The sequence below is a fragment of the Salinispora fenicalii genome, assembly GCF_000514815.1.
In the GTDB taxonomy this organism is placed as follows: domain Bacteria; phylum Actinomycetota; class Actinomycetes; order Mycobacteriales; family Micromonosporaceae; genus Micromonospora; species Micromonospora fenicalii.
Genome location: NZ_AZWQ01000019.1, coordinates 177,846 through 202,856 on the forward strand (window position 1 = coordinate 177,846; position 25,011 = coordinate 202,856).

Consider the following 25,011-nt stretch of genomic DNA (forward strand, 5'->3'; position numbering starts at 1 on the left):
GCCCAGCGGCGGCCAATCTCCACCGCGCCGACGGCCGGCCGAGGGCGTGGCCGCGGACTCTCGGCCGGTCGGTGGCTCGATCGGGGGTCCGCGTGGCATTCGGCGCTCGGCGCCCGCCTCCCTCGGCGAAGGTCAGGATCATGCGCGCAGTGACGGTTTCTCCCCGGGGCCCCGGCTCGCTCCGCCTGGTCGAGGACTGGCCCGAGCCGGCCGCCGAGGAGGGCGCGATCCTGGTCGAGGCGCTGGCGGTGGGTGTCTGCGGCACCGATCAGGACATTATCGCTGGCGAGCGTGGTGACGCTCCCCCCGACCAGGAGCGGCTGGTCATCGGGCACGAGTCGCTGGGCCGGGTGCTGGAGGACCCGACCGGCACCCTGCGCCGCGGGGACCTGGTGGCCGCGATCGTTCGGCATCCCGACCCGGTGCCCTGCCCGAACTGCGCCGTGGACGAGTGGGACATGTGCCGCAATGGGCTGTACACCGAGCACGGCATCAGCGGGCTTCCCGGCTTCGCGCGGGACCGGTGGCGGGTGCAGCCGAAGTTCGCCGTGCCGCTCGATGCCACCCTCGCCCGGGTGGGGACGCTGCTGGAACCAACCAGCGTGGTCGCCAAGGCGTGGGAGCAAATCGAGCGGTTCGGCCAGCGCGCCCGGTGGGACCCGCGGACCGTCCTGGTCACCGGCGCCGGGCCGATCGGCCTGCTCGCCGCGCTGCTCGCCACCCAACGTGGACTGACCGTGCACGTACTGGACCGAAACACGACGGGACCGAAGCCGGGCATGGTCCGGGCGCTCGGTGCCAGCTACCACACCGGGTCGGTCAATGAGCTGGACTTCCAGCCGGATGTACTGGTGGAGTGCACCGGCAGCCCGACGGTGGTGCTGGACTCGATGTGCAAGGTCGGCCCGAACGGCATCGTCTGCCTGACCGGCATGTCCAGCGGCGGCCGGACCATCGACTTTGATGCCGGGGCGCTGAACGGGACGCTCGTGTTGGAGAACAAGGTGGTCTTCGGCTCGGTCACCGGCAACCGCCGGCACTGGGAACAGTCCGTGGCGGCGCTGACCCGGGCCGACCACTCGTGGCTGGACTCCCTGATCACCCACCGGATACCGATGTCCGACTTCACGACCGCGTACGAGGTCAGCGACGAGAAAATCAAGGTGGTCCTGGACCTCACCGCCTGAGCTGGGGACGCTCAGCCAGGGAACGGGTCGGGTCAGGACGGGTCGGGCGGACGGACTGGAGGGGCGGTCAGCGACTCGGCCGAGCGAGGGGCGGGGGCGTCGGCCGGTGCGGCGAGGGCATCCGGACGGGAGACCCCGCCGATGCCGGCCTCCTCGGCGGCGATCTTCTCCTGCAGCCGCAGGATGCCGTGCAGCAGCGCCTCCGGCCGGGGTGGGCAGCCCGGAACGTACACGTCGACCGGGATGAGCTGGTCAACGCCCTTGGTGACCGAGTACGAGTCCCAGTACGGCCCACCGCAGTTGGAACAGGCACCGAAGGAGATCACGTACTTCGGCTCCGGCATCTGGTCGTAGAGCCGCTTGATGGCGGGCGCCATCTTGTCGGTGACCGTGCCCGACACCACCATGAGGTCGGCCTGCCGGGGACCGTGCGCGAACGGGATCACCCCGAGGCGCATGAAGTCGTGTCGGCTCATGCTGGTGGCGATGAACTCGATCGCGCAGCAGGCGAGGCCGAAGTTGAAGACCCAGAGCGAGTAGCGCCGGCCCCAGTTCAGCACGAATCGGATCGGCTCGCCCAGCACAGCCGGCACCTGCACCTCGGGCCTCCCTCATCCGTTCCCGGTACGACAGTCAACCACAGCCCCCGCGGCGGCGCCCGACGCAACCGGGCCGGTGTCGACCCGGTCGCGCCGGCAGACGCCAGTTGCGCCGCTCGGGGGCGTCCCCGCCGTCAGTCGTGGGACCAGGTGGGTCGTTGCAGCAGGCCGACGAACTCCATGAGCAGACGCTCCTGTAGCGCCGCCGGCACCTCTTCGAGCATGGTGTTCACCACGGCCATCCGGTCCGGCACCGGCTCGGCCGACCCGGCGTCCGCCGCCTCGCCCAGGCCGAGACCGAGCCCGGCCGCCAGGCCGGCCACCAGGTCCGAGGTCAGCCCTTCCGGGGTCAGTGAGCGGGCGAGGGTGAGCAGTTCCGCAGGGAGCTTGACCGGCCCGGCCGCCCGGGTCGCCGCGATGGCGTCGGCCAGGTCACCGCCGAACTTGGCCACCACCGGCGCCACCGACGCGGTCACCGTCAGGTGCACGGTGCGCGGCAGACCGGCGTAGGCGAGCTGCGGTTGGGTGTGCCAGCCCCGCGCGGCCAGTTCGTCCACGAGCACGAAGAGGTCCAGCTCCGGATCGGTCGCGGTAAAGCAGATCACGGTCGACTCGGGCTCGGCCACGAGCCGCAGCCCGCCCGTGGCCCGGACGACGTCGGCCAGCTCTCGCACCGCGTCCCGGGTCACCGCCGCCAGCCGGAGGTAGCCCTCCTCGCCCAGGTGACGCAGGGTCGCGTAGGCGGCGGCGATCGGCCCGCCGGAGCGGGTGGAGGCGATCACTGGGTTGATCATCGTGTAGCCGGGCCAGTCGGCGTGCACGAAGTACTGCGGCTTGCGCAGCTCCGGGTCCCGGTGTAGCAGGATCGACACGCCCTTCGGGGCGTACGCGTACTTGTGCAGGTCGACCGAGATCGAGGTGACCCCGGGTACGGCGAAGTCGAACGCCGGCACCGGTTCGCCGAGGCGGCGGAGCCAGGGCAGGGCCCAGCCACCGAAGCAGGCGTCCACGTGGCAGCGCACCCCGGCGTCGGCGGCGACCGCCGCGATCTCGGTGACCGGGTCGATGACCCCGTGCGCGTACCCCGGGGCGGAGGCGACGACCAGCACGGTTTCGGGGCGGATCGCGGCGGCGATGGCGGCCGGGTCCGGGCGCAGGGTCTCCGCCGACACCGGCACCATGTCCACGGCCACCCGCAGGTAGTGGCCGGCTTTGGCGAACGCGGCGTGCGCGGTGACCGGCATCACGATCCGGGGTTCGGTGATCTCGGGGTGGGCGTCCCGGGCCGCCTTCACCGCCAGGATCAACGATTCGGTGCCCCCGCCGGTGACCGAGCCCACCACGTCCGGCGCAGCCGTGCCGGGCCCGCCCCCGAGTAGCTGGGCGGCGGCACCGACCAACGCGTTCTCCATCGCGAGCAGGGACGGGAAGGCGGTCGGGTCGAGCCCGTTGACGTGGGCGCTCTCCGCGTGCGCGGCGGCGGTCAGCTCATCCAGGCCGGGAACCGCCGGGTCGTAGACGTACGCGAACAGCCGTCCGCCGTGGGTGGGCCGGTCCCCGCTGCGCAGTGCCCGGATTCCAGCCAGCACGCGCTCCGCCGGCAGTCCGTGGGCGGGCAGCCCCGCTTCGTCGATCATTCAGTGGTGCCCTTTCCGTGGTTTTCGGTGACCGTACTCCCCGCCGGATGTTCGGACTCGTGGACAGGTGGCTCCGCCATGGCGTTGCCGAGATCGACGGGGGTTAGGGCGTAGGGGCGTAGCAGCAGGGTGGCGGCACCGACCAGGATGGCGGGGAGGACGGTGAAGCCGAGGAGGATGCCGAGCCGGGCGGAATCCGGCTGGGTCGCGGCGGCTCCGGTGTCCGACGAGAGGTAGCCGGAGAGCTGGAGCACCAGACCGAAGATGCCCGGTCCCAGCGCCAGTCCGAAGGTCTCGCCGGCGGTCCACACCCCGGTGAAGACGCCTGCCTGCCGGCGACCGGTGCGGGCCTCGTCGTAGGCGATGCAGTCGGGCAACATGGCGAGGGCGAAGACCTGCTGGCCGGCGTACCCGACGCCGATCAGTGCCACCAGCAGGTAGATCCCGACGGCGGGAAGCACCTCGGCAGCGACCAGGGCCAACGCACCGGCTGCGAAGAGGAGCGCGGCGGCGACCAGCCCGGCGAGCTTGCCGAATCGCTGTCCGAACCGGCTCCACAGCGGCATGACCAACAGCGCCGGCCCGACGAAGCAGGCGAACAGGACGGTCGGCCCGCTCTCCGGGTTACGCAGGATCTGGGTGGCGAAGTAGTTCACCCCGGCCAGGATCGTCGCCACCCCGGCGGACTGGATCACAAAGCAGGCCAGGAGCGCCCGGAACGCTCGGTTACGTCCGGCTATCGCGAGTTGGGCCCGCAACGACGGCTCGCTCTCCTGCACGATGCCGATCGGGGCGGACCGGGTGCCCACGAACGCCCCAACCGCTCCCAGCAGGATCAGGCCGGCGACGAAGAGCCCCATCCAACGGTGCCCGGTAATACCGCCGCCGCCCGCGTCCCGCACCAGCGGGGCCACCGCGCCGGAGACCAGGATGGCCAGCGCCAGCACCGCGATCCGCCAGGTCATCAACCGAGTGCGCTCGGTGTAGCCGGTGGTCAGCTCAGCCGGCATCGCCACGTACGGAACCTGGAAGAAGGCGAACGCGGTCGCGGTGGCCAGGAAGGCCAGCGCCACGTAGCCGCCGGCCGCCGCCCCGGTGCCGAACGGCGCTGCGAAGATCGCGGCGAAGCAGATGGCGAGCGCGATCCCGGCGCCCAGCAGGTACGGGCGGCGAGCTCCCCACCGGGAGCGGGTGCGGTCGGAGATCCGGCCGGCGACCGGGTTGACCAGCACGTCCCACGCCTTCGGCAGCAGCACGAGCAGGGCGGCAATTCCCGCCGTCACGCCCAGCGTGTCGGTCAGGTAGGGCAGCAGAAGCAGCCCGGGTACGGTGCCGAAGGCCCCGGTGGCCAGCGACCCGGTGGCGTAACCGAGGTGCACCCGGCGGGGCAGCGCCTCGCCTCCGGACAGCCCGGCAGTGTCGCCGGCCGGCGTCGGGAGGGCGGCGGAGCCAGCAGCAGGTGGACCGGTTCCAACCGGCGGCGCGTCCATGGCGCCGAATATTACTCGCAAGTATGGCGGCGGTCACATCCCTGCTCCGGCGACCAGCCCGCCGCCCGCAGGTCAACCCGGTCGCCGCGCAGCGGTGTCCCCTCGGCGAGCAGCCGGGCCCGGGCCGGGAGTTCATGCCCGGGCGGGAGCCGGCCGGCCGAGTTCACCACGCGATGCCAGGGCACACCTCCGCCGTAGCGTGCCAGGATCGAACCGACCAGCCGGGGCGAGGCGCGTCCCGAGCGCTCGGCGAGCGCATCGGCCACCGCCCCGTACGACATTGCCCGGCCGGGCGGGATGCGCTCGACCAGTTCCAGCACCGCCTCGACATACTCCTCGGGTCCCACGACGTGCCACGATATGGGAGCCGGGCCGAGTCCTGACCGACCGACATCGCAGAATGGGCGGGTGCGAGACAAGGTGACGGCGGCCCGGCTGGTGGTCGTCAAGATCGGCTCTTCCTCGTTGACCACGGCCGCTGGCGGCCTGGATGACGGGCGGGTGGACGCGCTCGTGGACACCCTCGGCGCTCTCGCCGCCCAAGGCCGGGAGGTCGTGCTGGTCTCCTCCGGCGCGATCGCCGCGGGGTTGGCCCCACTGGGGTTGACCCGCCGCCCCCGGGACCTGGCCACCCAGCAGGCCGCCGCCAGCGTTGGCCAGGGGCTGCTGATCCGGCGCTACGCCGCCGCCTTCGCCCGGCACCAACGCGCCGTCGGTCAGGTCCTGCTCACCGTGGACGACCTGACCCGGCGGGTGCACTACCGCAACGCGTACCGGACCCTGCGCAAGCTACTTGACCTGGGAGCGGTGCCGATCGTCAACGAGAATGACACGGTCGCCACCGAGGAGATCCGGTTCGGCGACAACGACCGGCTCGCCGCCCTGGTGGCCGCCCTGGTCGACGCCGATCTACTCCTTCTGCTCTCTGATGTGGACGCGCTCTGGACCGGGGATCCGGCCCGCCCCGGATCGACCCGGATCGCCGAGGTCCACGACGAGCGGGACCTGTCCGGGGTGGCGATCGGTGGCGCCGGCCGGGCCGGGGTCGGCACCGGGGGCATGGTGACCAAGGTGGAGGCAGCCCGGATCGCCACCGGTTTCGGCATCCCGGTGGTCCTGACCTCCGCCGACCAAGCGCCCGAGGCGCTGGACGGCAAGCCGGTCGGCACGCTCTTTCACCCCGGTCAACGCCGGCCGGCTGCCCGGTTGTTCTGGCTGGCGCACGCCACCACACCGCGTGGCCGGCTGCAGCTTGACCCGGGCGCGGTCGCGGCCGTTGTCGACCGGCGCAAGTCACTGCTACCCGCGGGGATCACCGCGGTGCGGGGCGCCTTCACCGCCGGCGATCCGGTTGACCTGGTCGACGCCGACGGCGTGCCGGTGGCCCGCGGGCTGGTCAACTATGACGCGGTGGAGCTGCCTGGCCTGCTCGGACGCTCCACCGCTGAGCTCGCCACGGCCCTCGGCCCCGGCTACGAACGGGAGGTCGTCCACTGCGACGACCTGGTGCTGTTGTGAGGCCGGGGCGCTGTCCCGGCACGAGTCCTTCCCCCGATCCCAAGGAGCGCAGATGAGCATCGTCGAGCAGGCACGACGAGCCCGGACGGCGGCGGCCGAGTTGGCCCTCGCCACGCGGGCGGGCAAGGATGCCGCGCTGCACGTGATGGCTGACGCGCTGGTGGCGCGGACCGCCGAGATCCTGGCCGCCAACAGCGCGGACCTTGCCGCCGGACGTGCCGGTGGGCTGAGTACGGCCATCTTGGACCGGCTCGCCCTCGACTCGGGGCGGGTGGCCGACATCGCCGACGCGCTCCGCCAGATGGCCGCACTCCCCGACCCGATCGGCGAGGTGGTCCGGGGGTCGACCCTCCCCAATGGCCTACAGCTGCGGCAGATTCGGGTGCCGTTCGGGGTGGTGGGGATCGTCTACGAGGCACGACCCAATGTCACCGTTGACGCGGCCGGCATCTGCCTGAAATCTGGCAACGCGGTACTGCTGCGGGGCTCCTCCTCCGCCGCCCGGTCGAACGCCGCGCTGGTCTCGGTGCTGCGCGACGCGATCATCGACGCCGGCCTGCCAGCGGACTCGGTACAGCTCCTCGACGCCACGACCCGCGATTCGGTCAAGGAGCTGATGCGCGCCCGGGGCCTGGTGGACGTCCTGATCCCGCGCGGCGGTGCGGACCTGATCCGCACGGTTGTCGAGGAGTCAACCGTCCCGGTGATCGAGACCGGGGTAGGCAACTGTCACGTCTACGTTGACGCCGCCGCGGACGTGGAGAAGGCGGTCGCGATCGCCCTGAACGCGAAGACGCAGCGCCTCTCCACCTGCAACACGGCCGAGTCGCTGCTGGTGCACACCGCGGTCGCGGACGCCTTTCTGCCCCCGGCGCTGGCCGCGTTCGCCGCGGCCGGGGTGACCGTCCACGGCTGCCCGCAGGTCGCTCGATACTCCACAGCCGTGCTGCCGGCGACCGACGAGGACTACGCCACCGAGTACCTGGCGGCGGAGATCTCGGTTGCCGTCGTCGAGTCGCTGGACGCGGCGGTCGCGCACATCCAGCGGTACGGGACGGGCCACACCGAGGCGATCGTGACCGACTCCCAGTCGGCTGCCCGCGAGTTCGTGGCCCGGGTTGACGCGGCGGCGGTGATGGTGAACGCCTCCACCCGGTTCACCGACGGCGGGGAGTTCGGCTTCGGTGCTGAGATCGGCATCTCCACCCAGAAGCTGCACGCCCGCGGGCCGATGGGGTTGCCGGAGCTGACCAGCACGAAGTACGTCGTGACCGGCGACGGCCAACTACGCTGACTGCCGCCGGACCGGGCCGGTGTCCCGGTGCCGAGATCTGGGCAGGGCAGCGCTGGGACCACGCCCAAGCTAGGGCGTGTTTCAAAAGTTGCACCGCTGCCTGCGATCTTCGGCTGGAGAGTTTTCAGGGTTGGGTGGTGTTGCCGAGCCGGTGGCGGACTGTCACCGACAGGTCCTCGGCCCAGGCAAGGCGGTGTTCGCCGACTCCGTCGGCGGTGACGGCGCGTAGCCGGGTTAGGGTGAGCATCGCCTCGTCAGCGTCGAGGTCGCAGGCGCGTAGCAGCGCGTAGGTGAACATGCCGGTGCGATGTATGCCGGCGGAGCAGTGTATGACCACTCTGGCGCCGTTGCGGATGTCGTTGGCCAGCGTCGTCAGAGCGGTGACGATCTCGTGGTGGCGTGGGGGTGGTGGTTGTTGACCGTTGGCGAGTTCGACCCAGATCCACTCCAACCCGGCCGCTTTGGCCGCGGATCCGATCGCGAGGGCGCCCTCACGCCTGGATAGCAGCGTGACTAGGTGTGTTGCGCCCGCGATTCTCATTACCGGCAGTAGCTTGACCTTCGGCCGGTGCATGACCGCGAGAGCGCCTTCAGCGATACTGACGAATTCGATGCCCGGCGCCTGGGTCATGACGGCAGATGATAGAAACGCATACCCGCCCAGCCAAGGGGTTTTCGTGGCCCGGAGCCGGTCCTTCGAGCGTTTGGTGAGATCAGAGCTATTCGTTGATCGCGGCTATGGTGACGGTGGCCTCATACCGGACGGCGAGCGTGTCGTACCTGGTCGACACCGCGCGGTGGCGCTTGAGCCGGTTGATGCCGCACTCCACCGCGTGCCTCTGCTGGTAGATCTCCTTGTCGAAGGTGGGCGGCCGACCACCGGCGGGGCCCTTGTTACGCCGGTGAGCGGCCCGGTCGTCCTTGATGGGGATGGTGGCCTTGATACCTCGCCGACACAGTAGGGCACGGTTGGCCTTCGAACTGTAGGCCTTATCTGACAGCACCCGGTCCGGGCAGGTGCGGGGACGTCCCCGACCCGGCCGGGGTACCCGGATACCGGCCATTGAAATTCCGCTTCCGGGTGCCGTCACGCTGCCAATGCCGGAACAGCCCATACACCGTCTACCAGGGCCCGTACCGGGCCGGCACATCGCGCCATGGCGCGCCCGTACGAGTGCGCCACCGAATCCCGTCAACGAGCTGCCGCTTGGTCCACACCGGCGGGCGACCCGACTTCTTCCCCTTGGGCAGCAACGACTCCAGCCTGGCCCACTGCCGATTGGAAAGATCACCACGACCCACGCCGGCAGCGTCTCACAGATCGTCAGCACAACTTATGAAACACGCGCTAGGTGCTAGGCGCTAGGCGCTAGGCGGCAGGCGCGGATCGCGGTCAGCGTCGCGTGGATATCGAACTGGTGCCCGTCCTCGCTCTCCCAGCCCCCATCGCTGCGCTGGGTCTCGGCGAGTCGGCGGCGAGCGCGCACCAGGACCCGGTCCTGCGGGTCCACGCCGACCCGGCGCAGCGTCGCGGCCAGCCAGGCGACATTGGCCGGGGTCATATCGCCGATCCGCTCGGTGAGTGCCACCTGGATCCGGGCGGACTCCTGGTGCATCTCCTGCCGGAACAGCACCGCCGCGCTCAGCCAACCAGCGGCGAGGAATGACGGCCAGGTCCCGTCCGGGCCCAACCGGGCCGCGAGGGAAAGCGCGGCGCCGTGCACGACACCCGCGTACGCACCGCCGACCCGGGCGTCCAACGGCCCGGCCGCCCGGGCATCCAGGCCGGCGACGCTGAGCCAGAACGCCGCGCTCGCCGTCAGGTAGAAACTCGCCTCCGGGTCACCCGGCCGGGCCCACTCGGGGGCGGTGTCGGCCAGCGCGGCGTCCTCTTCCCAGCCCCCCTCCGGTAGCTGGCGCGCGGCGAGCCAGTCCAGCGCCCGCCGAGCCGACGACCGGCCGAGGCCACCGAGGTCGTCGAGCTCGCCGAGGCGGAAGCAGGTCGCGTCAACGGAGGCGGTCTCCCCCTCGACGTAGGCCGGCCAACCGCCCTCCGGCAGCTGCCCGGTCTCGGCGACCGCAAACACCTCCTCAGCCGGCGGGGTGCCGGTGCGCAGTCGGGCAAGCCGGGCCCGCTCCACCACGTCTCCCCGCGCCACCACGTAGCCGATCGCGGCCTCGATATCCACCACGGCGGTCACGCTACCTGGGCAGATGCGATCCCGCTCCAGGGAATCGGCCGCCCGGCGCCCGGTGCTCGCCGCAACGTCGAGCACCGGGGCGTCCCACGCTGACCAGCCCTGGCCCGATCAGTACGCGGGCAGCGACGGGTCGACCTGTTTGATCCAAGAGAGGACACCTCCCTGGAGGTGCACCGCGTCCCGGAAGCCAGCGGATTTCAGCGCGGCGAGCGCCTCCGCGGACCGGACGCCGGACTTGCAGTGCAGCACGATCTGTCGGTCCTGCGGGAGCTTCACCAGCGCCTGCCCAGAGATGATCTCTCCCTTGGGGATCAGTGTGGAGCCTGGAATCCGGACGATCTCGAACTCGGCCGGCTCCCGCACGTCAACCAGGAAGAGCTCCTTGCCGGCGTCCTGCCACGCCTTCAGCTCCCCCGCGGTGATCGTCGCGTCCGCCGCGGCCTCCTGAGCCTCAGCCGACACCGCACCGCAGAAGTCCTCGTAGTCGGCCAGCAGGTCAGTGACCGTGGGGTTCTCGCCGCAGAGCGCGCAGTTCGGATCCTTCCGCACCTTGATCTTGCGGTAGCTCATCTCCAGGGCGTCGTAGACCATGAGTCGGCCGACCAGCGGTTCACCGACACCGGCGAGGAGCTTGATCGCCTCGTTCACCTGAATCGAGCCGATTGACGCGCAGAGCACGCCAAGTACGCCGCCCTCCGCACAGGAGGGCACCATGCCGGGCGGAGGAGGCTCCGGGTAGAGGCAGCGGTAGCAGGGGCCATGCTCAGCCCAGAACACCGACGCCTGCCCGTCGAACCGGTAGATGGACCCCCACACGTACGGCTTGCCAAGCAGCACCGCCGCGTCGTTGACCAGGTACCGGGTAGCGAAGTTGTCGGTGCCGTCCACGATCAGGTCGTACTGGGCAAAGATCTCCCGGACGTTGTCCCGGTCCAATGCCGTGTTGTGGATCTTCACCTCGACCAGCGGATTGATCTCCCGAATGCTGGCGGAAGCGGACTCGGCCTTGGCTCGGCCGACGTCGGAGACGCCATGGATGATCTGACGTTGGAGGTTGGACTCGTCAACGGTGTCGAAGTCGACGATGCCGAGCGTGCCCACCCCGGCGGCGGCGAGGTACATCAGCGCCGGAGAACCGAGGCCACCGGCACCCACACAGAGCACCCGGGCGTTTTTCAACCGCTTCTGCCCCTCGACCCCGATATCCGGGATGATCAGATGGCGCGAGTAGCGACGGATCTCGTCAACGGTCAGCTCGGCGGCAGGCTCGACGAGCGGGGGCAGCGACACGGTGAACTCCCCGAGGATCGGCAGTGGCGAACCGCGCCATTGTCGCTCGCCGGGCAGGCCGGCGGCCATGAGCGGGGACACGTCGCCCGAACTGCGGGAACGGGAATAGCCCGCCGGGCGTGGACCGCCACCGAAGCGGGCGCGCTATCCGGCGTCCCCGAGGTCAGCGAGCAACGCCTCCAGGCGACGATTCACCGCGGCCAGGGTGGCCCGTACGACCGCTTGCCGGGGGTCACCGGCGACCAGCGCAGAGCCGGCGAGCTGCTCGACCCACCCGTCACAGACCAGCAACACCACGACCGTCGCCACCTCGCAGTTGCCCAGTGGCACCAACGTGGCGTGCTCGACGAAGCAGCGTCCTCGGTCCGGCTGCGACCCCGGCACACGCAGCAGCTCATCCACCGCGGCGGCGGCGGCCGCTGCGCTGAGCCGCAGCATGTAGCCGTCCACTGCCGGCCCGGTCGCATAGCCGGTGGCAGGTGAGCCGGCGGCGAGCAGGCGGACCTCCACGGTCGCGTCGAGCCCGAAGGTGCTCACCTGCACGTGGTCGAGCACCACTCGAGGTCCCGGCCGACCACCGGTGTCAAGCGGGCGGGATGGGGCCAGCTCGGTCGCGCCGACCTGCCCCCCGCCGTACGACGTCTCGGCTGTCGCCGGGCCGTCGGTGGCCCCGCTCACCATCGCGGCTGGCCCGTCCACGGCTGCCCGACCCCAATGCGGTCCGCTGGAGTAACGCCGGCGATGCGGCGGGTCCGACCGGGCCTCATCCTGACGGTCGGTACGCGTCGGTAGGCCAGCCGGGGGCCGTCCAGCGGGCGCCACCGGTCCGTCATGGGCCGGCCCGTCCGGCTGCCGGTGAACGGACGACATCACCTCGGCGGGCTCCTCGGGCATGTTCTGTGGGGCGGCGGCGAGACCCAACCGTTCCTGAAGGAGCCGGGCGACATGCCGACTCACCTCGGCCGGGTCGGCACCGTCGGCGAGGTCCAGCCGAAGGCTGTGTGCGCCGGACTGGGTACGGCGTAACGCCGCGTCCCGGACACCCGCCACCCCACGAACCGCACCGAGAATGGCGTCCACGTCGAAGCCCTCCGGACGTTCGCGCAGCGGAGCGGGCTCGTCGGCCTGGCGGAGGTGAGTGGCGATACGGGCGAGTTCTGGGGTCTTGGCGGGCGCTTCCGCAGCTGGCAGCTCCGGCACAACGGGCACATCCGGTTCGGCGGGGACACGCTGCGGCAACATCGCGGACACCGCCTCCGGCTGTCGGTCGGCGTCGGCCAACGGCGCCGGCTCGGGGGCGGACCGACGCGCCGAGTAGGGGGGCGCACTCGTCGCAATGGGCTCGGGCGGGGTGCGGTCCCAACCACCGGGGCCACCGCGAGCAGACGCGGTTAACGGGGGGCCCGCCTCCGCCGAACCGGTCGGCTGCTCCGGCACCCAGGCGGCGGAGGCGTCCGACGGCTGGTGGGACGGGTCGGTGGTGGGCTGGCGCTTCGGCCGGACGTCGGAACGACGGCCCGGCTCGGTGGGGAACGTCGAGGCCGGCTCGACCCGGACCGGCTCGTAGGCCCGCTGTGGCTCGGCCGCCCAGGCGGGACGCTCCACGCTTGGCTGGCGCCCCTCGCCCGCCTCGGTCGCGTCGGGGTCCGAACGGAACCGGCGCCCAGTGGGCTCCCGCCGCTCACCTGCGGCATCCCGCGAAGTCCCGCCCCGAAACCGCCGCCCGGTTGGTTCCGGTTCGTCCCATCCATCCGGCTCCGCTCGGGCCCGGCGACCCGCCGACTCCGGTTCGTCCCATCCGTCCGGCTCCACCCAGGCCCGGCGACCCGCCGGCGGCGACTCGGCGCCGGCCTGCGCGGGCGCCCACTCGGCTCCCCAACTCGGGCCGGGCCAGTCCTCCGGTGGCGATGTGGGCTGGTCAGCCACCGGCCGAGGAGTGGGCTCGGCCGGCAGGTCCGGCCGGTCGTCCCGGCCGACCTCGGAGAATCGGCCCCCGGCCAGCGCGGGCGGCTGCTCGGCGGTAGGCACGGGCGCGGTCGGCCGGCCTCCACCTGCCTCCTGGGCCGACTCGCCCGAACGGCCCGGCGGGGCACTCACCGGACCTGGCCGACTACCCGGCGGGGCGCTCACTGGACTTGGCCGGATACCCGGCGGGGCACTCACCGGACTTGGTCGGCTACCCGGCGCCTCCGGCCCGGGGTATGGGTGACCATTTGTCCGGTATCCATTGAGGTGGGGGCGGGGACCGCTCTCGGTCATGCCAGACGGAGCGGGCAGGTCACCGTGGCGCGGAGAGGAATCGCCCCAACCAGCGGACGAGTCAGATCGACGCCAGGGTGTGGCTGCTTCCGGCGCCCAGGCTCCGGTGGGGGGCACCCACGGACTGTCGGAACGGGAGTGGACCGGCTGTGGGCCGGTCTCGTCACCGTGCTCTCCCGGGGTGGCGGCACCGGGTTGCCCTGCATCACTCACCGCGCGCTCCTTGGTCGCCCCCGCTGAGGCTACCGTGTGGTGACAGTGGCGATAAGTTACGGCGGCGGGCCAATTCCGGGACAGGCAGTGATCCTTGACCGGTTCGGGTGATATGCCAGCTCGTATGAAGAACTCGGAGGCTCCCATGACCGCTGTGGGGAACGGCACCCAGACCGCCGGCCGGCCCACCCGCCTACCCCGGTCCGCCCGCCGCAGGCAGTTGCTCGCCGCGGCGCAGGAGGTGTTCGTCGCGCAGGGCTACCACGCAGCCGCGATGGACGACATCGCCGAACGTGCAGGGGTCTCCAAGCCGGTGCTGTATCAGCACTTCCCCGGCAAGATGGAGCTCTACCTGGCACTGCTTGACACCCACTGCGACACGCTCGTGGCAAAGGTGCAGGAAGCGATGCGCGGCACCCTCGACAACAAGGAGCGGGTGAGCGCCTCCGTCCGGGCGTACTTCGACTTCGTTGACCATGAGAGTGAGGCATTCCGCCTGGTCTTCGAGTCCGACCTGCGCAACGACCCCGCGGTACGGCAGCGGGTCGAGCGGGTGGAGCAGGGCTGCATCGCGGCGATCACCGACACGATCATCTCGGATACCGGCGTAAGCCGGGCACACGCGGAGTTGCTCGCGTCCGGCCTGGTCGGGGCGGCCGAGACGGCGGCGCAGTTCTGGCTGGCCCGAGGGCGGCAGGTGGCGAAGGGGGAGGCGGAGGCGTTGGTCGCCGCGCTCTCCTGGCGAGGCATCGCGAGCTTCCCGCTGCAAGGTGAGTCAGCCTGACCGCCGCCCCCGTGATCGGATAGCCTTCGCAAGGCGGCATTCTCGCCCCAGCGGAGGAGGCACAGTGGAGGTCAAGATCGGCGTGCAGTACGCGCCGCGCGAGCTGGTTCTGGAGAGCGCACAGTCGCCGGCCGAGATCGAGCGGATCGTGACCGACGCCATCGCCGGCGACGGCGGCACCCTCTCCCTCACCGACGAGAAGGGGCGGCGGGTCATCGTCCCGGTCGACAAGGTCGCTTACGTCGAAATCGCCGAGGCGTCCTCCCGGGCGGTCGGATTTACGGTCCGCTGACCAGCGCCCTGCCACGGCAGGTGCCGAGGCACTTGCCGTGGCGTGCGTCCGGCAGGCGGTGAGCGACGCCGACACCCCACGCTCAGTGCTTGCGTCGGAGGTCGGCGAGTCAACCCTGGGGATAGCTCCCCGGTTCACCCCCCCCGGGGGCAAGGTAGGCGGTTGGCGCCACCTCGCAGAGTCGTGGCCACCCCTCGACGGGCCTCGCCCCAAGCGTGCTGCCGGCGAGCGGAACGACCATCGCCCTTGCCTCGGTAGCCCGCAGTTGCGCCGCCTCGAGCAGGCGAAGGCGCCGGCTCTCCCCGGCCTTCCCGGCACCACCTGCCGGAATCTGAGCAGCGCCGGAGAGGTTCAGGTAGAATAGAACAGTTGCCGTGGGCTCCGACCGACGTTCGATCTCGATCTGGTCCAACAATCGATCTGGTCCAACGATCGATTAGTTCCCGTTTCGATCTGGTCGCAGCCGGCCCGCGGCGCGCGTGCGGCCCGGTCCGGCTCGGCGATTCGCCACCCGACCGTGTGGCCCGCGCCACACCGTCCGCGCCTCGAGGACTTAACGGGGCGCACCCACGAGAGGGCACCCCCACATCGAGATGAGCGAACTCACCCACAACCTCATGGACGGCACCGAACTTGCCGCCACCGCATCAGTACGCCCGGAAGCGCCCACTTTCGCCGAGTTGGGCGCCCGTAAAGAGACCGTTGACGCGCTAAACGCCGCTGGAATCACCCGAGCCTTCGCCATCCAGGAGTACGCGCTGCCGATCGCGCTGCGCGGCGTTGACCTGATCGGCCAGGCCCCGACCGGTACCGGCAAGACTCTCGGCTTCGGCGTGCCACTGCTGGAACGGGTCTTCGCCCCCGCCGAGGGCGGCGACGGCGCCCCGCAGGCGCTGGTCGTTGTACCAACCCGCGAGTTGGGCATCCAGGTTGCCAAGGACCTCCAGGCCGCAGGCAGCACTCGTGGCGTCCGGGTACTGCCGATCTACGGCGGGGTGGCGTACGAGCCGCAGATCGAGGCGCTCCGCACGGGTGTGGAGATCCTGGTCGGCACCCCCGGTCGACTGCTCGACCTGGCCAAGCAGAAGCAGCTGAAGCTGGATCGGGTCCGCGCGCTCGTCCTGGACGAGGCCGACCGGATGCTCGACCTGGGCTTCCTCGACGATGTCGAGAAGATCCTGGCGATGCTGCCGGAAGAGCGGCAGACGATGCTCTTCTCGGCCACGATGCCGGACCCGATCGTCGCGCTCTCCCGGCGCTTCCTGCGCCGGCCAGTGACGATCCACGCCGGGCACACCGCCGAGACCGGCCCGTCACCGCAGACCCAGCAGTTGGCCTACCGCACCCACTCACTCAACAAGATCGAGATCGTGGCGCGAATCCTCCAGGCCAAGGGGCGCGGGCTGACCATGATCTTCACCCGGACCAAGCGAGCGGCCGACCGGGTCGCAGCGGATCTGGACTTCCGCGGCTTCGCCGTGGCCGCCGTCCACGGCGACCTCGGCCAAGGCGCCCGGGAGCGGGCGCTGCGGGCCTTCCGCACCGGCAAGATCGACACTCTGGTCGCTACCGACGTGGCCGCCCGGGGCATTGATGTCAGCGGCGTTACCCACGTCCTCAACTACGACTGTCCGGAGGACCAGGACACGTACACCCACCGGATCGGCCGGACCGGCCGGGCGGGGGCGAGCGGGGTCGCGGTGACCTTCGTCGACTGGGACGACATGCCCCGCTGGCGAATCATCGACAAGACCCTTGGCCTGGAGATGCCGGAGCCGCCGGAGACCTACCACACCTCCCCGCACCTCTACGCCGAGCTGGACATCTCCCCGGAGGTCACCAGCACCCTGCCCACCGGCGCGCGGACCCGAGCCGGGCTCTCCGCTGAGGTCGAGGAGGACCTCGGCGGGCGGCCCCGCCGCGGCGATGGCCGCGGGCCGCGCCGTGGCACAGGCCGGGACCGCCGCCGGGGCCGCGGTGGCGACGCCGATTCTGAAGCTGGCGCCACCACCGACCAGGGCGAGGGGGGCGAGGCCGCGGAGCGCACCCCCCGCCGCCGGCGACGCCGTCGGGGCGGCGAGGTGATCACCGCCGGCGAATCCGCGGCATCGACCGTCGAGACCGGCGAAGCGGCCACCGCCGACTCGCCGGGCATTTCGGCGCCGAAGCCGCGGCGTCGCCGGCGACGCCGCGGCGGTGGCTCCGACACCGGCACGACGACCAAGACAAGCGACACCGGCACGGCGGCCAAGACAACCACCGACTGAACACGCCGCGTCACTGCCGACGTCCCTCGCTGGCACCAGCGAGGGACGTCGCGTGCTCGGCCGCCCGGAGCGCCCCACCGCCGATCCCCGGAGGATGACACCATGCCGGAGCCCCTGCCCGCCGCGCTGGCCGAAGTGCGGACGCTACTGCTCGACACCGGGCTCACCCGGGCGGTGGCTGCCGGTCATCGCCGCGGACTTCGCCCGTCGGTGCACCGTGCAGAGCTACGACCGGTCACCCTCAAATCCGGCCCCCGCCTCCAGGTCATCACCGCGAACGGGAGCGCGCCCCACACCCGCAACCTCGACCGAGGCGCGGAAGCGGAGGCGGCGGTGGACGCGCTGCTGGCCGAGCCCTTCGGCAACTGGCACGTCGAGACCACAGCGACCACCCTGCAGCTCCGAGTCACAAAATCCGGTGCGGCACAGGTACACCGCACGGCGGCCCCGCCGGCAGCCGAGCCGGTCGGCCACGACCGGACGAAGGCCCACCTACTCGATCCCGGTGACCCGATCTTCACCGTGATCGGTGGGTCGGCGGCCAAGCGGCGGCAGGTGGACGCCTTTCTACGGGCGCTCGCCGCGACACTCCCGGACGGGCTCCACGGCCCACTGCGCGTGGTCGATCTGGGCTGCGGGAACGCCTACCTGACCTTCGCCGCGTACCGCTGGTTGACCCAACAGGGCATCGATGTCCACCTGGTCGGCGTTGACATCCGCGAAGACCAGCGCCAACGCAACACCGAGCTGGCTCGACAGCTCGGTTGGGCCGATCAGGTGCGTTTCGTGGCGGGAACGATCACCGATGCGGCCGTTGGCCCCGACCCTGATCTGGTGCTGGCCCTGCACGCCTGCGACACCGCCACCGACGAGGCGCTCGCGCGGGCTGTGCAGTGGGGGTCTCGCTGGGTGCTCGCGGCGCCCTGTTGCCACCACGACCTCGCCGCCCAGCTCCGCTCTCAGCCCACCCCGCCCCCGTACGAGCTGCTCACTCGGCAGGGCATCCTCCGCGAACGGTTCGCCGACGTACTCACCGACGCGGTCCGGGCCGGACTGTTACGGCTGCACGGCTACCGGGCCGAAGTGGTCGAGTTCGTTGACTCCCGCCACACACCGCGCAACCTGCTTATTCGGGCCCGCCACACCGGAGCGTCCCCGACTGGTGAGCACTGGGCGCAGTACCGGACGCTGGTTGACGGTTGGCGGGTCACGCCGAGGCTAGCGACCCTGCTCGGCACACCAGCCGGCACGACCGCGACAGAGCCGACTAGCCGCCCGGCGGGCATCACCACCGACCCGACCGACCGATAGCCGACCGGCGGGCATCACCACCGACCCGACCGACCGACCGACTCAGCATCCACAGTGGTTACTCACTAACCACGGCCGCCGTACTACCCTCAAGCTACGCACCGTCGAGTGTCGATTCTGGATGATGCGAAGACTGCACCAGGCCGAGGGGAGGAAGATCAGCTGGGATGGCTTCGGGAGAGGGAACCGCACAGGCAGCGTTCGCCCGCTTCGTCCGGCGCGCCATCGACCATGCCCGCGCAGAGCGCGGCTGGACGGTGACCGACCTGGCGGCCCAGACCGGGATCGGCCGCTCCACCGTCTTCCGCTGGCTCGCCGGTGACTGGCATGACTACCCCGAGTTGGCCAAGGTACGGGGCTTCTGCGTCGCGCTCGATCTACCCGTGGCCGCCGCGTTCCGCGCTCTCGGTCTGCCGGAGGCCGGCGCCCCGCTGCCTCGACACGGCAACGACGGCCCGGTCGAGGCCGATGTCCGGGCGATCCTCGAACGCCTCGCCGACCCGGCGTTGTCGGTCGAGGAGAAGCACCACATCCGGGATCTGCTGCGCTACCTGGCCCAGCGCCCAGTCCGCCAGCCGGACTGATCCCGCAACCAGCGACCGCCAGAGTGCCGGCCGGACTGATCCCTCAACCAGCGACGGCCAGGGCGAGCGGAAGCACCTCCGGCGCTCCCGCCCGACGCAGTTCCCGGGCCACCATCGCCATGGTCCACCCCGAATCGACGAGGTCGTCAACGAGCAGCACCGGCCCGTCCAGTCCGGTCAGGGCACCGGCCAACTCCGACGGCAAAGTCACCGAGCCGTGCAGGGCGCGTACCCGTTGGGCGCTGTTGCCGCGTGGTCCGCCCCCGGCGGACACCACAACGGTGCCGAGCAGCGGCATTCGCCCCACCGCGGCGATCCGCCCGGCGAGGGAGGCGACCAGCCGGGCATGACGGGAGCCGACCGCGACCACTCCGACGGGGCGATGCGGCCAGGGGTCAGTGCCGTGTGCCCACTCCCGAAGCACCTCCACCACGGCGGCAACCACATCGTCGGGCGCCTCCACGTCGACCGTGCCCGGCCCGACGAGTTCGCGCAGCCGCCCGCCCCAGCCAAGATCAGAAAGGCGCCCGACGGCCCGACCGGGCAGAGCTTGCTCCGGGACGGCGATCCGCCCCTTGAGGGGAACGCCCACGGCAGCAAGGCCAGTCGGCCAGAGTTTTTTGGGGGCAACCCCGACACCGGGGCGGCCGAGGAAGGCCTCGGCTGCCCGCAGGGCGTTATCGGACAGCTCCTCGGTGAAAGTCGGTGCGGCACACCGATCGCATCGACCGCAGTCGGTTGCCCCAGCGTCGTCCAGGCACTCCCGCAGATAACGAAGGCGGCAGCCGGAGGTGGTCGCGTACTCCCGCATCGCCGCCTGTTCGGCGGTGCGGGCCGCGGCGACGCGACGCAACCGGGCCTCGTCGTAAGTCCAGGGTTCACCGGTAGCGATCCAGCCACCGCGTACCCGGCGGACCGCGCCGTCAACGTCGAGAACCTTGAGCATCAGCTCCAGCCGGGTGCGGCGCAGGTCCACGATCGGCTCCAGCGCCGGCGTGGAGCGGGGGCGGTCGGTGGACAGGGCGGCCAGCACCGACCGCACCTGATCCTCGGGCGGGAAGGCCAGCGTGGCGAAGTATCGCCAGATCGCGGCGTCCTCGGCACCGCCGGGCAGCAGCAGCACCTCGGCGTGGGCGACAGCCCGGCCGGCCCGGCCGACCTGCTGGTAGTACGCGATCGGCGACGGTGGCGCGCCGAGGTGTACCACGAACCCAAGGTCGGGCTTGTCGAAACCCATCCCGAGCGCGCTCGTGGCCACCAATGCCTTGATCTTGTTGTCGAGGAGATCCTGCTCGGCGGCGCGCCGGTCCGCGTCGTCAGCCTGGCCGGTGTACGAGGCCACGGGGTAGCCCCGGGACCGAAGGAACTCGGCGGTCTCCGCCGCCGCGGCCACCGTCAACGTGTAGATGATGCCGGAGCCGGGGAGTTCGTCCAGGTGGTCGACGAGCCAGGCCAGCCGGTACGCCGGGCCGGGCAGGTTGACCACGCCGAGCCGCAGCGACTCCCGGTCCAAGCTGCCCCGCAGGACCAGGGTCTCGGGCCCCGCCCCGAGTTGGGACGTCGCACCCAGTTGCTCGGCGACGTCCTGGGTGACCCGGGCGTTGGCGGTGGCCGTGGTGGCGAGCACCGGCGTACCGGCCGGCAGGTTACCGAGGAACGTCCGCAGCCGGCGATAGTCGGGGCGGAAGTCGTGCCCCCAGTCGGAGACGCAGTGCGCCTCATCCACCACGAGCAGCCCGGTGGTGGCTGCCAGCTTCGGCAGTACGGTGTCCCGGAAGTCCGGGTTGTTGAGCCGTTCTGGGCTGATCAGGAGCACGTCCACCGCCCCGGCGTGAATCTCCCCGGTGATCTCGTCCCACTCGTCGAGGTTCGCGGAGTTGATGGTCCGGGCGCGGATGCCGGCCCGGACAGCCGCATCGACCTGGTTCCGCATCAACGCCAGCAACGGGGAGACGATCACCGTCGGTCCGTGCTCGCCGGCCGTCCGCAGCAGCGCGGTGGCCACGAAGTAGACCGCTGACTTACCCCAACCGGTGCGCTGGACGCAGAGCACCCGCCGCCGGTCGACCACCAGCGCCTCGATCGCCCGCCACTGGTCGTCGCGGAGCCGGGCGTCTTCACCGGCCAGCCGCCGCAGCACCGTCTCAGCCTGCTCGCGTACCGCCGTTCGATCCTGGCCCATCCGGCATTTCTACCAGTACCCTCTCGTGTTGGCCGGCGGCCGTCGGCTTACCTGGCTATGTGAGGATCGACTGCGGCATTCCCATAGCTGGAGAGGCAGCACTCATGACGCAGCGAACCTGCGCCACCCCCCTGGTCCGAAGGGCCACCGTCGGCTCAGCCACCTTCCTGGCCGCCGGTGTTCTGCTGGCGGGGTGCGGACTGACGAGTAGCGAGCCGCCACCGCCCCCCACGCCGAAGGACGCCCTGCTCGCCGCGGTGCCGGACGAGGAGACGCCGGCGTTCCGCTTCTCCGCCGTGGACGCCGCCGGCACCCCGGTCACTGGCTCAGTTGACCCGACCGGCAAGGGGATGGAGCTGAACATCGCCCTACCCGAGGCCGAGTCGAATTTCAGCCTGACGATGTCTTTCCGGGTGGTTGACCAGCGCTCCTGGTTGAAGGCGCACTTCGAGGACGCGGTGGAGCTGAACGAGCTACTCGAATTGCCGCGGCAGTGGATGGAGCTGGACCAGAGCAAGCTGTCGAGTCCGCAGGTGTATGACGGCGCCGACATCGGCAACGCCGGTGTGATCATCCGGGCCGCCGACACGGTGCAGCAGCAGGTCGACGGCTCCTACACCGGCACGGTCAACCTGACCGATGAGCCGGAGATCGCCGAGGCGGTGACCGAGGTGGACATCGCGGAGTTAGGCGAGCAAGCGACATCGATCCCGTTCACAGCGGTGATCGGGAGCGACGGCCACCTCGACACGCTGACCATGGACCTCCCTGCCGTTGACGAGCAACCGGCCACCGAGTACCTGGTGCGGTACTACGACTACGGCAACGCGCCGACGGTCGCTCCCCCCACTGGTGACGTGACGCCAGCACCGGCCGCGGCGTACGAGATCTTGGACGAGTGAGCGGACGGCGGCGGGGCGCTGCCACCATCACCGACCCAGGACCGACCCGCCGTTGACACCGAGGACCTGCCCGGTGACGTAGCCGGCGGCGGGGCCGGCGAGGTAGCGGACCGCCGCGGCGATCTCCTCCGGGGTGCCGGCTCGACCGACCAGCGTGGCCGCGACCTGCCGGGCGTGCCCTTCGGGGGTCATCCGGCCGCCGAAGAACTCGGTGTCCGCGACGTACCCGGGGCTGACCACGTTGACCGTGATCTGGTCCGGCCCGAGCCGCACCGCCAGGTCGTACGCCCAGCCGTGCAGTGCGGCCTTCGCCGCGGAGTACGGCCCGCCGCCGCCCCGCTGCGCCACGCTCGAGCTGACCAGAACCACCCGACCACCGGGGCGCCGCAGTGCCGGCCGCAGCGCCTCAGTGAGCAGGACGGCGGTGAGCAGGTTCGCCTCGAGATTGGCCCGCCACTGCTCGGCGACCCCAGCCAGGGTGTCGGGTTCCCCACCGAGGTAGCCCCCGGCGTTGTTGACGACCACGTCGACTGCCCGGCCATCGACCGCCTCGACCACCCGAGAAACCTGCTGCGGATCAGCCAGGTCCGCCACCACCGCCCGGACCGCGCCGGGTCGGGCGAGGTCCCAGGAGAGCCGAGCCGTGGTGGCCCGCAGCGTCTCCTCCCGCCGGCCCACGACGAGCACATCGAAGCCGTCAACGGCGAGCGCCTCTGCGGTGGCTGCCCCGATCCCGGTGCCGCCTCCACTGATCACGGCCAGCCGCTCGCCCATGCACTGTCCCCCTTCGAAGCCACCGTCGATCAGGAGGTTAGCGGGATACGCCCGCATCGGGGTGCCACCGGCCGTAGGTTGACCTGAAACGCCCACTGAAGGCCGGTTTATCCTCGCTGGTCGACCCCCGGAGTGCCGTTTCCACCCCGCCCCTCCCGGTGAAAAGTGAAGATTGTCGGGTGCATTGGCTGTTACGGCGCCCCGTTCGACTGGTGCCGGTCTGGTTCGGCACAACGATCCTCATCGGCACCTTCGCGCTGATGCTGCCATGGGCGACCGGCCAACAGCGGCACACCCCGTTCGTCACCGCCCTCTTCACCTCCGCCTCCGCGGTCTCGGTGACCGGCCTGGCCGTGGTGGACACGCCAAACTACTGGAATGACTTCGGCCTAGCGGTGATCACCATCCTCACCCAGGTCGGTGGGCTCGGCATCGTGACCGGCGCGACCCTGGTCATCCTGGTGGTATCCCACCGACTCGGACTGCGTAACCGGCTACTCGTGCAGGCCGAGACCGCCGAATTCGGCCTCGGTGATGTCCGCCGGCTGCTGTTCCGGATCGCCGCCATCGCGCTGACCGCCGAGGCGATCATCACCATCGTCCTGACGCTCCGCCTGTGGGGTAAGTACGACTACGCCTTCGGCGAGGCGCTCTGGGTCGGCGTCTTCCATGCCGTCCAGGCCTTCAACAACGGCGGCTTCGCCCTTTACAGCGACGGCCTGCTCGGATTCTCCAGCGACGCCTGGCTCATCCTGCCGATGGCGTTCGGGGCACTCCTCGGCGGACTCGGCTTCCCGGCCCTGTTCGAGGCCGTCCGAGGTAGGCGCCACCCGACGAGCTGGTCGATCTCCACCAAGCTCACCATCTGGGGCAGCGCGACGCTGCTGATCGTCGGCTTCCTCGCCCTCTTGGCCGCCGAATGGTCCAACCCGTACACGCTCGGCATTCGCCCGTGGCCGGAGAAGATCCTCGCCGCGTTCGCCCAGAACGCGTTCTTCCGTACCGGCGGATTCCATGTGATCAACATCGAGGCGCTGGGCGAGGAGAGCATCCCGGCGATCACCGCACTGATGTTCATTGGCGGCGGCAGCGCCAGCACCGCCGGTGGCATCAAGGTCAGCACCTTCTTCCTCCTCGCCTTCGTGATCTGGGCCGAGCTGCGGGGCGAGCCAGATGTCACCATCCGGCACCGCCGGATCGCCACCGCCAGTCAACGACAGGCGGTCACGGTGGCACTGCTCGGGGTGGCACTCGTGTTCGCCGGCACGGTGACGTTGATCCTGCTGACCGAGGGGACGCCCCACCACGTGGCGCTCTTCGAGGTGACCTCGGCCTTCAGCACCGCCGGCCTCTCCCTCGGCGTCGCGCCCAACCTGCCCGACAGCGGGCAGTACGTACTTATTGTTCTGATGTATGTCGGTAGGGTCGGGTCGCTGACCCTAGGGTCGGCGCTCGCGCTGAACACCCGACGACGGCTGTACCGCTACCCGGAGGAGCAACCCCTTGTCGGCTAGGAGAGACCAACACAGCGGGGTCATCGTGGTCGGGCTCGGACGCTTCGGCTCCCACGTCGCCGACACACTCGTGCAGCTCGAGCATCCGGTACTCGCCATCGACCAGGATGCGGAACGGGTGCAGCGGTGGGCCGACCGAATCGACCGGGTCGTGCAGGCCGATGCCACCGAAGAGGGGGCGCTGCGCCAGCTCGGCGCGGAAGACCTCGAACGCGCCGTAGTGTCCATCGGCGCCTCGATGGACGCGAGCGTGCTGTCCGTCCTAGCCCTCGCTGACCTGGGGATCCCACAGATCTGGGCGCGGGCCCGCTCGCCGGAGCACGCGAAGATCCTCACCTCGGTCGGGGCGCACCACGTGATCTTCCCCGAGGCGGAGGCCGGCGAACGGCTGGCCCACCTCATCGTCAGCCGGATGCTGGACTTCATGGAGTTCGGCGACGACTTCGCGATCGCCAAGGTCCGCACCCCGGAGAGCCTCACCGGCCGCCCGCTGCACGAGCTAACCCCACAGGACCGCCATGGAGTACGGGTGGTGGCGGCGAAACTAGCCGGGAAACGGTTCCAGGCCGCCACCGACGACACCGTACTGGCCTCGGAGAGCATGCTGATCGTGGAGGGCACCATCGAACAGGTGCAGGCTTTCGCTGCGCTCAGCTGACCCCGGCGAGGCCCACCAGCCGGCGACGATGCCGTAGGTCGCGGCGGCGAATTCA

The 25,011-nt window shown here is 70.9% G+C and carries 21 protein-coding genes and 1 pseudogene; 11 read left to right on the plus strand and 11 right to left on the minus strand.

Going from position 1 to position 25,011, the window contains the following annotated elements:
- Positions 1–140 precede the first annotated feature (140 nt).
- Positions 141–1,187 (plus strand): glucose 1-dehydrogenase, encoded by a 1,047-nt coding sequence (locus B116_RS0109945; protein ID WP_027659993.1) that lies wholly within the window; start codon positions 141–143, stop codon positions 1,185–1,187.
- 32 nt (positions 1,188–1,219) lie between these two features.
- Here the strand turns inward: B116_RS0109945 and B116_RS0109950 are convergent, their stop codons facing one another.
- The 4 genes from B116_RS0109950 to B116_RS0109965 form a co-directional block, all read right to left on the minus strand.
- A complete protein-coding gene (locus B116_RS0109950; protein ID WP_018724240.1) occupies positions 1,220–1,786 on the minus strand; it encodes an NADH-quinone oxidoreductase subunit B in 567 nt (188 codons plus the stop codon).
- Between the two features lie 134 nt (positions 1,787–1,920).
- On the minus strand, positions 1,921–3,423 hold the full coding sequence (locus B116_RS0109955; RefSeq protein WP_027659994.1) for a pyridoxal phosphate-dependent decarboxylase family protein: 1,503 nt from the start codon (positions 3,421–3,423) through the stop codon (positions 1,921–1,923).
- Positions 3,420–4,913, minus strand: coding sequence for an MFS transporter (locus B116_RS0109960; protein ID WP_018724242.1), 1,494 nt, complete (start codon positions 4,911–4,913; stop codon positions 3,420–3,422). The genes B116_RS0109955 and B116_RS0109960 overlap by 4 nt, the downstream gene beginning before the upstream one ends.
- A gap of 11 nt (positions 4,914–4,924) precedes the next feature.
- The gene (locus B116_RS0109965) at positions 4,925–5,260 is read right to left on the minus strand and encodes an MGMT family protein (protein ID WP_018724243.1); all 336 of its coding nucleotides are present in this window, start codon (positions 5,258–5,260) and stop codon (positions 4,925–4,927) included.
- 61 nt (positions 5,261–5,321) lie between these two features.
- Here B116_RS0109965 and proB point away from each other — a divergent pair, with 61 nt between their 5' ends.
- Both proB and B116_RS0109975 read left to right on the plus strand, forming a co-directional pair.
- The gene (gene proB, locus B116_RS0109970) at positions 5,322–6,431 is read left to right on the plus strand and encodes a glutamate 5-kinase (RefSeq protein ID WP_018724244.1); all 1,110 of its coding nucleotides are present in this window, start codon (positions 5,322–5,324) and stop codon (positions 6,429–6,431) included.
- Between the two features lie 52 nt (positions 6,432–6,483).
- Positions 6,484–7,725, plus strand: a complete 1,242-nt coding sequence (locus B116_RS0109975) for a glutamate-5-semialdehyde dehydrogenase (protein WP_027659995.1) — start codon at positions 6,484–6,486, stop codon at positions 7,723–7,725.
- A 124-nt stretch (positions 7,726–7,849) separates the two neighbouring features.
- On the opposite strand, the gene B116_RS0109980 is transcribed toward B116_RS0109975, so the two are convergent.
- From B116_RS0109980 to B116_RS0110000, 5 genes and pseudogenes are all read right to left on the minus strand, one after another.
- Complete coding sequence (locus tag B116_RS0109980) at positions 7,850–8,356, minus strand: protein-tyrosine phosphatase family protein (protein WP_018724246.1); 507 nt, start codon at positions 8,354–8,356, stop codon at positions 7,850–7,852.
- Positions 8,357–8,444: 88 nt separating this feature from the next.
- Positions 8,445–9,027: pseudogene (locus B116_RS0109985) on the minus strand (transposase).
- A gap of 53 nt (positions 9,028–9,080) precedes the next feature.
- Positions 9,081–9,926 (minus strand): prenyltransferase/squalene oxidase repeat-containing protein, encoded by an 846-nt coding sequence (locus B116_RS0109990; RefSeq protein ID WP_027659997.1) that lies wholly within the window; start codon positions 9,924–9,926, stop codon positions 9,081–9,083.
- 108 nt (positions 9,927–10,034) lie between these two features.
- Entirely contained in the window at positions 10,035–11,285 is a 1,251-nt protein-coding gene (moeZ, locus tag B116_RS0109995; protein WP_027659998.1) for an adenylyltransferase/sulfurtransferase MoeZ, read from the minus strand.
- A 75-nt stretch (positions 11,286–11,360) separates the two neighbouring features.
- Complete coding sequence (locus B116_RS0110000) at positions 11,361–13,475, minus strand: hypothetical protein (protein ID WP_223874554.1); 2,115 nt, start codon at positions 13,473–13,475, stop codon at positions 11,361–11,363.
- 337 nt (positions 13,476–13,812) lie between these two features.
- On the opposite strand from B116_RS0110000, the gene B116_RS0110005 reads away from it, so the two are divergent.
- The 5 genes from B116_RS0110005 to B116_RS0110025 all read left to right on the plus strand — a co-directional run bounded on the left by B116_RS0110005 (position 13,813) and on the right by B116_RS0110025 (position 18,926).
- Positions 13,813–14,472, plus strand: coding sequence for a TetR/AcrR family transcriptional regulator (locus tag B116_RS0110005; RefSeq protein WP_026322082.1), 660 nt, complete (start codon positions 13,813–13,815; stop codon positions 14,470–14,472).
- A gap of 64 nt (positions 14,473–14,536) precedes the next feature.
- A complete protein-coding gene (locus tag B116_RS0110010) occupies positions 14,537–14,764 on the plus strand; it encodes a DUF3107 domain-containing protein (RefSeq protein WP_018218186.1) in 228 nt (75 codons plus the stop codon).
- A gap of 593 nt (positions 14,765–15,357) precedes the next feature.
- Positions 15,358–17,031: a DEAD/DEAH box helicase gene (locus B116_RS0110015; protein WP_027660000.1), complete on the plus strand. Its 1,674-nt coding sequence runs from the start codon at positions 15,358–15,360 to the stop codon at positions 17,029–17,031.
- Positions 17,032–17,133: 102 nt separating this feature from the next.
- Positions 17,134–18,342, plus strand: a complete 1,209-nt coding sequence (locus tag B116_RS0110020) for a class I SAM-dependent methyltransferase (protein WP_027660001.1) — start codon at positions 17,134–17,136, stop codon at positions 18,340–18,342.
- A gap of 167 nt (positions 18,343–18,509) precedes the next feature.
- Positions 18,510–18,926, plus strand: a complete 417-nt coding sequence (locus tag B116_RS0110025; protein ID WP_027660002.1) for a helix-turn-helix domain-containing protein — start codon at positions 18,510–18,512, stop codon at positions 18,924–18,926.
- 43 nt (positions 18,927–18,969) lie between these two features.
- Here the strand turns inward: B116_RS0110025 and B116_RS0110030 are convergent, their stop codons facing one another.
- A complete protein-coding gene (locus B116_RS0110030; RefSeq protein ID WP_027660003.1) occupies positions 18,970–21,108 on the minus strand; it encodes a RecQ family ATP-dependent DNA helicase in 2,139 nt (712 codons plus the stop codon).
- A 104-nt stretch (positions 21,109–21,212) separates the two neighbouring features.
- Between B116_RS0110030 and B116_RS0110035 the strand changes: the two genes are divergently transcribed.
- Positions 21,213–22,010: a hypothetical protein gene (locus B116_RS0110035; RefSeq protein WP_027660004.1), complete on the plus strand. Its 798-nt coding sequence runs from the start codon at positions 21,213–21,215 to the stop codon at positions 22,008–22,010.
- A 27-nt stretch (positions 22,011–22,037) separates the two neighbouring features.
- On the opposite strand, the gene B116_RS0110040 is transcribed toward B116_RS0110035, so the two are convergent.
- Positions 22,038–22,784 carry an SDR family NAD(P)-dependent oxidoreductase gene (locus B116_RS0110040; RefSeq protein WP_026322083.1) on the minus strand — a complete coding sequence of 249 codons (747 nt, stop codon included), beginning with the start codon at positions 22,782–22,784 and terminating at the stop codon, positions 22,038–22,040.
- 179 nt (positions 22,785–22,963) lie between these two features.
- On the opposite strand from B116_RS0110040, the gene B116_RS0110045 reads away from it, so the two are divergent.
- Positions 22,964–24,298, plus strand: a complete 1,335-nt coding sequence (locus tag B116_RS0110045; RefSeq protein WP_027660005.1) for a TrkH family potassium uptake protein — start codon at positions 22,964–22,966, stop codon at positions 24,296–24,298.
- Positions 24,288–24,956 (plus strand): potassium channel family protein, encoded by a 669-nt coding sequence (locus tag B116_RS0110050; protein ID WP_027660006.1) that lies wholly within the window; start codon positions 24,288–24,290, stop codon positions 24,954–24,956. The genes B116_RS0110045 and B116_RS0110050 overlap by 11 nt, the downstream gene beginning before the upstream one ends.
- Positions 24,957–25,011: the final 55 nt, after the last annotated feature.